The organism is Streptococcus parasanguinis (genome assembly GCF_015556095.1).
Classification (GTDB): domain Bacteria; phylum Bacillota; class Bacilli; order Lactobacillales; family Streptococcaceae; genus Streptococcus; species Streptococcus parasanguinis_Q.
Genome location: NZ_JADNLT010000011.1, coordinates 26684 through 37243, shown reverse-complemented (window position 1 = coordinate 37243; position 10560 = coordinate 26684). Strand labels below are relative to the sequence as shown.

Here is a 10560-nt window from a genome sequence, read left to right as displayed (position 1 = left end):
CAATTGAAACTGTTAACAGTGATTTTCGTGTAGCAGACGGAACTTTTGAAAAACAGTAATATAATTTAAGTATCTATCTTAAATATAGTTAGAAGATAAATAATAAAAGGATTTGGAATTAATGTTATTGTTAACATGATTCTAAGTCTTTTTTATTGAGATTTTATCAAATGATAAATTGTAAAATATAGTGCAACAAAAAAACTCATAGCGTTTCATTGGTGTAAACTGTAAGTAACCGCACAAACAGAACCCGAGGAAAAACTATGAGCTACTCCCATCTTACCATAACCGACCGAATAAAGATAGAAACTTACTTGGATTTAGGTTTAAAATCTTGCCAAATTGCAAGTAAACTTGACTTTCATAAGTCTACCATTTCAAGAGAGTTAAGACGATGCCAAAATGGTTACTACGCCGTCTTAGCACAGGAACAGTACGACCACAGGGCTAAGCAAAAGGGTCGGAAGTCTTGTTTGACACCAAAGTTGAAAAAGGAAATTGAGAAGGGGTTAAAAGCCTCTTGGTCACCTGAACAGATTTGTGGTCGCTATCAGCTTGAACAAAAGCCAATGGTAGCTTTTAAAACCATCTATAACTGGCTCTATGCTGGTTTGATTGATCTGGATTTAAGCGTCCTGCGCCGAAAGGGAAAAAGTCGACAGCCCAAAGAAACACGTGGGGCATTTAGGATTGGCACGTCGATTGCCAAACGTCCTAAAGAGGTCAGGAATCGTGAGACTTTTGGCCACTGGGAGCTCGATACTGTGGTGTCTTCCAGAGGCAAAAGTAAGGGCTGTTTAGCGACCTTTCTAGAGCGAAAAACTCGTTTTTACTTAGCTTTCAAGATACCAGATAGAACAGCCCAAGCCATGTTTTCAGCTATCGAACAACTTTGTAGGCTATTTCCAAAAGAGGCTCTTAAAACCTTCACTTCAGACAGGGGGAAAAGAGTTTGCCTGCTATCCTCTGGTGGAGAACTTAGGAATTCCCTTTTTCTTTGCGGACGCCTATTCTTCCTGGCAGAGAGGAAGCAATGAAAACGCAAATGGCTTACTAAGAGAATATTTCCCAAAGAAAACAGATTTAGCCGTTATCTCTGATGAGGATTTGAACAAGGCTTTATTTGATATCAATCACCGACCACGAAAATGTTTAGCTTACAGAACTGCTTGTGAAGCTCTAGAGGATGAGTTCAAGTAAATGTTGCACTTATTCTTGCAATTTATCATATAAAAAAGACCCTTAAAATAATTGATTTTAAAAAGATAGTTTTCGTTAGGTTAATTTATTTGCACGTCAAACACTATAAAAAGAGAGTGGGACAGAAATCGGTAATTCGTTAGAATTCGATTTCATCGTCCCACCTCCGCACAGTTGAGTAGGGCTGTAAAAGCTGATGAAATCAGCGTAGTAGAGCCCACTCAACCACTACGTATTGCTGACAATCCAAAGACAATTGAGAGGCTAGGACTTTTGTCCCAGCCTCTTTTTATAAGAGAGTGAAATTATCCAACTCCTATAACTATGATTCCTCCAAGTATTACTAAAGATAAGTAAAAAAATAATTTTTTATTCATAATAGCAACCTCTTTTCTTTTTCTCCTATGATATAATGTTATTCAAGATATTGTAATAAATTCCCTTATACACAATTTAAGAGGTACTTTAAATGAAATACGGAAAAATTTTTAAAAAATTTAGAGAATCAAGAGGACTGTCACTAAAAGATGTTTCTAAATGTGGAGTATCAAGTTCTCACCTGTCAAGGTTTGAGCATGAAGAAGCTGACTTAACTATTACAAAATTCATTTTAGCACTTGAAGCAATTAATATGCCAATTGAAGAATTTATATACGCAGCGCGCGATTTTCATAGAGATGACTTTAATGAATTGTTAGAGAAAATTCGTTTATTAGTAGCAAAGCGAGATATCGTTGGTATGGAAAATTTACTGATTAGTTTGTTGGAAAATAAAAAGAAGAAAGGCCCTTTTTATGAGCTAAATACGATTTTGGTTAAGATTCGTTTACAGGACTTATCAGGAAAGATCTATGTGACAGATCAAGATATTAGTTTTATCAGTGAGTACTTATTTTCTGTAGAATACTGGGGGTGTTATGAATTGTTGTTGTTTATGAATACATTAGATGTTTTAAATCATGAAACTATGATGGTTTTATCAAAAGAAATGTGCCATCGCTCTGAATTTTATAGAGATATTCCAAATAATCGTCGTTTACTATCGACCATGTTGTTAAATGCCTATATAACATGTATTGAACGAAACGAGCTAATAGATGCTCTTTATTTTGAAAAACAACTAAAATTTTGTAACTTCTCAGAAACTGAAATTTATGAAAAACTAGTGTTTCATTATGCGAAAAATTTGTACGATTTAAAGAAAACTCATAATCAATATGCTTTAATTGAGATGAGAAAATGTATCGCAACAATGAAATTAGTAAATAGTCAACAGTTAGCATGTACGTTTGAACATCATTTAGAACAAGTGTTGAACGATTTAGAATAAATTGTGTATAAGGGAATTTTTTATAGCGCTCCTAAAATGGTAATATGATATCTATATAAAACATAGGAGGTGAAAATAATGGAAGAACTACAAGTTATTAACCTTGAAGATCTTTTAGAGTTTGATCAAGGTTATGTTGTTAATAATAACTGTGGACCAAGTCATTCTTGTGGTGGCGGTCGATAGTTTCTTCCGAGGTGGGGAAAAATTTCCCCATCTCTGTTTTCATTAATGAGGATTGCTATGATTAAAAAAATTGATACTGATTTTGGTACATATTATTTTGATTCCATTTCTTTTACTTTGTCTTCTTCACCTGAATATAAAAATACGTCTAATACTTTGGATAATCTTGATGATGGAATCTTGAAGAAAGTTGTAATAAATATTTCAAATAGCTGTAATCTATCGTGTTCGTACTGTTATGCTGATGGTGGAAACTATGGCATGGACAATCGAGTAATGGATTTTGATACTGCTGATAAGATAATTCAGGAAATTGTAAGTAAGGGAATAAAACAAATTAATCGATTAATACTTTTTGGAGGAGAGCCTTTTTTAAATATTGAGTTGTTTGTATATTTTATTGAGAAATTATCTAAATTTTTAAATATATTAAAAGTTGAGACTGTTACTAATGGTACTGTTTTGAATCATCGAGTAAAGCATATGTTAAATAAATTTCATCCATTTTTAACAATTAGTTTAGATGGACCAGAGGTTGTTCATGATAGGTTAAGGGGAAAAGGAAGTCACAGAAAGACTCTGAGATTCATTAAGTATTTAAAAAGTATTGATTATGATAATTTCGAAATTGCATCAACGTATACTCGTATTCATCAAAAAAATGGTATTAGTAGAGAAGCTATTTTCAAATATTTTACTGAGATGGATGTTCATTTTAATGTTAATGATGTCTTCAGTAAAAATAAAGTACTTATTGTTAAAGAAATGGAAAAAAGTTTATCGGAAAGAAAAACTTTTATAGATACATCTATTCAGAATGTAATTGATTGTAATGAGAAAGCATTTATTAGCCCAATCTTATACGATGTTTTAATATCTATGATTTACAAGAGTACAAACCATACTTTCTGCGATGATATTGATCCTTCCAATACAATTACTTTTGACGTAGATGGAAGTAAGAAGTTGTGCTTTAGATTCTGGGGGAGTCATAATAGTCCAAATGTTGAAACATTTAATAATAAGGATAATTTTTCTAAGTGTAAAGATTGCTGGTGTAGAGGTATGTGTATAGAATGTGTTGCCAATGTAATTGATGGTTATTCCACTGTCATTAACGAGAATGGAGAATTCATAGAATGCCACAAGCCAGAACTTATGGAATACTGCATACAACAAATTATATACCTTTCTAGAGATAAAGAGCGACTATCTAAGTTGGTAAATAATTTCAGGAGGTTTATACGTTATGCTTAGATCTTATGTAACCAAGAAGCACTTATTCTTCTATTTTGTAGCGATTATGATTACTTGGCTGGAGGCTATCATTACACCAGCTTTGATTCAGTATATTGTCTCTAGTTTTACCAATCACCAGTTGCATTTGCTATGGCAAGTCTTGGTTTGGGGGATTATTGGAAATTTGATTCTCTTGCTGGGTTTGGCGGGGAAACGTTATTACTATGCACGAGTACTGACAGACTTCAAGTTGGGTATTAAGAAGGATATCTTTCAGACTTTCTTATATAGTCGTCGGATTGCGGATGAGGAAGTTTTGTCAGACTTGGAAAATGATGTAAAACAGCTAGAAGATAATTATATTGAGTCGACTGTTATTATCATTTCTTCTTTGGGATTTACAACCGTCTCTATCTGTTATGCTCTTTGGACTAATTTTTATCTTGGCTTGCTCTTTATCGTTTTTTATTCGATACCTACTCTTTGTAGTGGAATTGGCTCTAAACGTTTGGATGAAATTACGAAGGAGAAGTCCCTAGCGAACCAAGTCTATGTCTCTCAAGCAACCAATATGATCGCAGGTGCTCGTTCCATACGGTATTATCGGGGGCAAAGTTTGTTTTTCAAATTGTTTTCTAAAGATTTGCATAAGACTCTAAAGGAAGAAATCGCCTATGAGAAGCAACGGACAATAAATAGTCTCTTTATCAATGGAATTGATGCTTTTTGCTCGGTCGCGCCTATTGTCATTGGTGGTTTCATGACCTATTATAACTACCTATCTGCAGCCAGCTTTGTAGGGATTTACCTAGTATCGTATAATATTGGCTATCAATTTCAGGAGTTGTCTTATTTTATCAATACTAGAAAATCAGCTAAGTCTCTCTGTGATAAATATCAAAAATTGCTGGGAGTGGGCTTTGAAATGCCTTCTGTTCTCGAAGGTTCTGTCTTTCCTATCCAGTTAAAGCAAGTAAGTGTAGTGCGTGATGGTCAAGAAATTCTAGCCCCTTGTGACCTAACTATTGAGGAAGGCGAAAAGATTGCTATTATCGGAGAAAGTGGGTCTGGGAAAACCACCTTACTGAACCTAATTTATGGTGAAATTAAGCCCAGTCATGGTCGGATTCGCTACCATGGGCAAGAGCTAACCTCGGATGAACTTTATCAGGCAGGAGCCTACATTCTCCAGTCTAGTCATATCTTTGATGGTTTGAGCCTAGAGGAAAATATTGCTTTGGGACAAGAACTGGATTCCGTAAAGATGGATGAAATCCTGCGACAAACTGGTTTGAAAGCTCTTCAAAGCAAAACCCCTAGTAACCAGACTCTGTCGGGCGGTGAGAAGCAGCGGTTAGAAATTGCACGTGCTCTCTATCACAATCGCCAATTTATCCTAGCTGATGAAGTCAAAGCCAATCTGGACCTTAAAAATCAAGAGAAAATCAGTCAACTTCTCTTCTCGCTCCCTCAAACACTCGTAGAAGTGATTCATCACTATAGTGAAGAGGACTTGAAGCGCTATGATAAGGTGATAAAACTGGAGAAATAGGTGGAGGTATAGGTTTCAGAAAGGAGTGGCAAGTTCTCTCTTTTTTGTAGGTTGGATAATAAAAACTCTGTCTAAAAATATCAGTACAATAACATCAAACTAGGGATGTAGCTAGTGAAAGTCCTACAGTAAGGAGTTGAAATATGAAATTCCATGAATTTGGGGATAAGAATTTACCTCTTGAGCAAGTCTGGGCAGAGATTCGGAAGCGAGGGTTCAAGAACAAGATGTTTAAAACTCTCAATGAAGTCATTGATAAGTTGCAAGAAGTGATTAGGAGCTTGCATTGGACAGTACTATTGTTCATAGAAGTTGGATTAGTTTTTGATTTTAGGTGAGTATGAATAATTGAAAAATAAAAGTCATAATGTTATAATTTGTGATATAAAGATAAATATTACATAGAATAGAGGTGGCCATATGGGGAAACTATTGGCGAGCCGAATGCGTAGTCGGAGAAAAGAACTGAATTTGTCTCAGGTTGAATTGGCTGCTGGTATCTGTGAACAGGCCCAAATCAGTAAAATTGAGCGAGATGCAGACTATAGTCCTGGCTCAGACTTAATATATGCCCTTGCAAAAAAGCTAAATGTATCAATGGACTACTTTTTTGACGAGGATATCCATGTCGAATCGGAGTTTTTGACTCAATTTCGTGCTGTATCTAAGAAATTCTTAGACTTACGAGATTATGATTCACTAAAATATATCTATGAGTTAGAAGCTGCGAAGACAGTAAAACTCCCTCTCTCCGATCAGTTATACCTTCAGTGGATAGAGGCTATTGTGTTGTTTAACCATGACCTTAAACAGAATGAAGCGATCAAAAAATTAGAAGCTATTTTGTCAAAATATAGCGAATATGATTGGGAATATTTGAATATCTCAAATAGTTTATTACACTTTTACTTTCAGACGGATGAACTCTCAAAATTTGAAGAAGTCTATAATCGCATGACCAATCTTTTTAAGAGTGTTAAGGTTCGGACAATTGATGAACTTGAAATTCTGATTAAATGTCGGTATAACTTTTGTCGGTATCTATGGTTAAACCAGCAAACAGAGAGAGCGATAAGTGAGACTTTTGAAACGATTGGTATTTGTCTCAAAAATAATAGTTTCTACTGTTTAGCTAATCTTTACTGTTTACTTGGGAATGTTAGTGAAGGTTTTGCCCATAAAGATGCCGTTAAACAGTACTTTGTAACAGCGCAGCGTGCATACCTGCTAGAGGGAAATGATAAGATGGCTTTAGACCTTGAGCGTTTTATCAATGAAACATTCCCAGCATAATTGTTATAGACAACTCAGTCTTTACTGTGTTGTTTTTTATATGCATTTATTATAACATCTCTTATGAAACGAGTTATTTCTACGGTTAAAATAAACATATTCATAATAAAAAAATAAAATAAAAAAATCTTTATAAATACAATTGACAAATAATTTCTGCGTGATAGAATACAATCAAGGAATATGAAAGGGGTTGCAAGATATGAAGAAAGCAACTAAAAAGTTTGTTGTCGCAGTTTTATTAGCGGGTTTATTAGTTATTGTTGGTAAACCATCGATAAATCCCGCTCCCGCCCCTTTAGGCTTTGATCCTGGAGAATTATATTCTGTAAAATTTTAAAATATGAATTGTAAAATTTTATGAATAAGCTGGTAGTATTACCAGTTCAAAGAAAGGATAGTTGCCAATGTACTAAGTTGTCATAAGTTACTAAAAAAGAGTTGTAATTGTTAGTTTTAGTCAAAAATGAAATGGAGACTATGTTATGAAGAAAAGAATTAAGAAGATTATTTCAACATCGTTACTTGCTCTTACCCTAGCTGGTGCAGGTGGTTCAATCGCTTCTGCCGCAACAGTTTATTATAAAGGTTCTGCCGTTTATTGGAACTATGGTCGTACAGTAGGACTTTGGAGTTACTCACACGTTCAATCTGGTGTGTATGAACACGCAGCAAGTGCTAACGGAGGTTTCTCAGGTTGGAAACGGCCAGGAATTGAAGCACGTGCATCTAGATATATTGGAAGTGGTACAGCACAATGTTACTGGAATTGTAGGTAAGCGCCTATGACATACAAAAACATGTTATTAGGTAAAATGAAGTACTTAATCCTGTTTTTGATTGCCATTCAGAGCGTACTACTTGCTCTGATGGCAATTTTTTTTACAGGTGTTCAGTATGAGGAGGCATGGCAAAGTTATAACCGTAATTCTAGGACAGTTACAGTTTATCTTCAAAGATTATCTGAAGAACAGTCGCAAAGTGTATACCAATACTTTTTGGAACAAAGTGACTTGTCTATTTGGACGAAACGTACTACAAATAGTAGTAGGGATGGTTCAATAAATAGAATATATTTAGATGTTCTTGGCAATCCTGAAGGTTTTTCAGATTTTACAAACGGTGGTAAAATAATTTTATCACGCCAACAAATTTCAGATTTATTATCCCATAGTGACAATAACTTGACTATTGGACTTGATAAGGGAACTGATAATATGCTCTATGAATTACCGAGCTTGTTATTTACAACCCCTGTTGTTATTAATCGGTTAGACCATATTTTTCAAGAAACAAATACAATAAACGGGATATATCATATCAATGGTCTTCAGGACAACCTCTCAAGAGAAACGTTTTTATCAAATCTCTCATCCATTACTGGGATTTCTGTTGAAGACTTGATTAGAGAGAGTTTTGGCAGTAATACTGTTGAGGGAATTGTGCCAATCGTTTTAGCTGCTAGTATTGCAGTAAATGCTATGGTTCTTCTTGTTCTTTTCCTAATATGTGTTTTACAATCCTTTAAACATTTTGGGACATTGATACTACTTGGATGGGATAGGAAGGAGTTGTGGTCTGCCCTCTTCAAGGATTCTCTTCTGTTTTCTATTTATATTGCACCTGTTTCCGCACTAGCAACTTGGTTTTTGTCAGGTTGGGCTAGTTTTGGATTATCATCATTTGTGTTAGTCTTTGCGGGTACAAGTCTTTCAATCTTGTTACTATTGCTAACATTAATTATTCCAAGTATTGTTGTTTATTTGGTTTCTCCATTAGCTGCAATTCATAAACGGTTACCAATGAAACCATTAATGGCAACCAGTTTGTTATTCTATACTTTAGTAGCTGGTTTATTAATAGCAGTTAGTCATTCCTTAGATGCGCCAATGAATCAGTTCATTGATAATGTCAAAGTAGCTAGGGAGTGGAAAAGTGTCGAAAATATGTATGTTATTTCGGATTTTGTAGAAGGGGATGATATAGGAACCTACTCTGGTAATACAAATTCATTAGAAAGCAGCATGTATCACTTTTACCAACGAATTTCAGAGATTCCAGGTGTTTATATTGCTCAGGGAGAATATCTCGGGCAAGAATACCTTGATACAATCTATGGTACGTATCAAAATGTTCCTAAAAAACCATTTTGGTATTTAACCTATTCTTATAATTACTTATCTGAACTAGGAGTTGAGTTAAGTAATGAAGAATTATCCGAAATACGTAATGGTGCCAGATTGTACCTTATTCCTGATACTCTAGGTTCAGCGGATGTTGAAACCATGAAGGCTTATTTACAAGAAGTTGTTCGAGTAAAACCAGGGGATATAGGGACTAAGTTTACAGAAAATCCAAGATTTTTATTTAGAACCTATCAGCCATCTAAGTCCATTTTTACTTGGTCAAGATCAATCGATCGAGGTGTAACTAGTGAAGAACCTGTTATTTTTGTAGCAGCTCCTGAAAACTTGTACTTCATGGAATCAGCAAACCTATCTGTGAGTGGATATGACGGAATTTTGAAAGTTCGTGATAAGGAAACAATGAATCAGGTAAAATCAATTTTAGAAAATGAGTTCCCTGATTTATCAGACAATGCACTGAAATTTACAACGGTTAAGAATTATATCAATGGACTTCAGAAAGATCTCGGCTATACTTTCTACCTATTTGGAAGTATCATTGCTATTATTGTCTTTACTATGATGGCTATCTTTTGGAGTTTTGTCTTGATTTATCGCTTGCTTTTCGAAGAAAAACTGTATGTACAATACTTCATGGGCTTTTCTCCTTGGAAGAGGTATAGCGGTGTTCTTTCTCTTGTCGTTGGTGTTTCTGCGATAGAACTACTTGTTTCTATCTTACTAGGTTCTAAGTTGGGAATAGTTTTAACACTAGTTACATTTGCTTTCCAATTATTACTTCTTTACTTCAATCTATTCCGTAAAGAAGTAGAAAGTCTCATACAATCGTTTAAGGGGTGATTTAATGTCTATGATTTCCGTACAAAGTGTGTCAAAAAAATTTGGGTCACGTGAGATTTTAAAAGACTTAAGTTTTGATGTTGAGGAAAATGAATTTGTAGCTTTAGTAGGGCCATCTGGTTCTGGAAAATCTACGTTACTTAATATGATTGGCCTTTTGGATAATATTGATAGTGGTAAGATTTTAATCAACGGGAAGATCTTACCAAAAGTGAATTCGCGTTCTGCGGTTAACTATCGAAAGAATGTTATCAACTATCTATTTCAATCAAATGCACTCATCTCTACATCCAGTGTAAAAGATAATCTCATGCTTGCTATGAACTTTACTAATTTCTCTAAGGAAGAGAAGGAGAAAAAGATTAAAGAAACCTTGCGGTTTGTTGGTTTGGAAAATAGACTAGATAGCAAGGTCAATGAATTATCTGGAGGTGAGCAGCAGAGAATCGCCATCGTGAGAGCTATTCTAAAACCAGGTGATATCATCTTGGCAGATGAACCAACAGGTTCATTGGATCCTGATATGGCTCAAAAATCATTTGACTTAATTCGGTCGTTGAGAGATCAGTTTGGAAAAACAATTCTAATCGTCACACATAATTTAGACCATGCGAAACAATGTGATCGAATTGTCTCGTTGAAATCAGCTTTTGTAAATTAGTCTACTCACTTACAACTGAGATAATCATTTTAGTCTATAGAACAATGAAGGAAGTGGAAGTTTAAGGATGAAAAATTTTGAATACTATATGACACAACCGCCAAGTTTG

Annotated in this window: 8 protein-coding genes and 2 pseudogenes; all 10 read left to right on the top strand. The window is 34.8% G+C overall.

Annotated elements, in window-relative coordinates; translation table 11 throughout:
- The first annotated feature begins 266 nt into the window (after positions 1-266).
- Positions 267-1203: pseudogene (locus I2E70_RS09185) on the top strand (IS30 family transposase).
- A 469-nt stretch (positions 1204-1672) separates the two neighbouring features.
- Positions 1673-2533 carry an Rgg/GadR/MutR family transcriptional regulator gene (locus I2E70_RS09180; protein ID WP_023919397.1) on the top strand — a complete coding sequence of 287 codons (861 nt, stop codon included), beginning with the start codon at positions 1673-1675 and terminating at the stop codon, positions 2531-2533.
- Positions 2534-2776: 243 nt separating this feature from the next.
- Positions 2777-3976 (top strand): radical SAM protein, encoded by a 1200-nt coding sequence (locus I2E70_RS09175; protein WP_023919393.1) that lies wholly within the window; start codon positions 2777-2779, stop codon positions 3974-3976.
- A complete protein-coding gene (locus tag I2E70_RS09170) occupies positions 3969-5510 on the top strand; it encodes an ATP-binding cassette domain-containing protein (RefSeq protein ID WP_023919391.1) in 1542 nt (513 codons plus the stop codon). Before I2E70_RS09175 ends, I2E70_RS09170 begins: the two co-directional genes overlap by 8 nt.
- A 176-nt stretch (positions 5511-5686) precedes the next feature.
- Positions 5687-5838 (top strand): annotated as a pseudogene (locus I2E70_RS09165) (IS630 family transposase); the annotation flags it as partial.
- Between the two features lie 92 nt (positions 5839-5930).
- Positions 5931-6803 (top strand): helix-turn-helix domain-containing protein, encoded by an 873-nt coding sequence (locus I2E70_RS09160; protein WP_023919388.1) that lies wholly within the window; start codon positions 5931-5933, stop codon positions 6801-6803.
- Between the two features lie 202 nt (positions 6804-7005).
- Positions 7006-7143, top strand: coding sequence for a hypothetical protein (locus I2E70_RS09155; RefSeq protein WP_155167719.1), 138 nt, complete (start codon positions 7006-7008; stop codon positions 7141-7143).
- A 145-nt stretch (positions 7144-7288) separates the two neighbouring features.
- Entirely contained in the window at positions 7289-7582 is a 294-nt protein-coding gene (locus I2E70_RS09150) for a hypothetical protein (protein WP_023919386.1), read from the top strand.
- Positions 7583-7588: 6 nt separating this feature from the next.
- A complete protein-coding gene (locus I2E70_RS09145; RefSeq protein WP_023919384.1) occupies positions 7589-9790 on the top strand; it encodes an ABC transporter permease in 2202 nt (733 codons plus the stop codon).
- A gap of 4 nt (positions 9791-9794) precedes the next feature.
- Positions 9795-10451: an ABC transporter ATP-binding protein gene (locus I2E70_RS09140; protein ID WP_023919382.1), complete on the top strand. Its 657-nt coding sequence runs from the start codon at positions 9795-9797 to the stop codon at positions 10449-10451.
- Positions 10452-10560 lie beyond the last annotated feature (109 nt).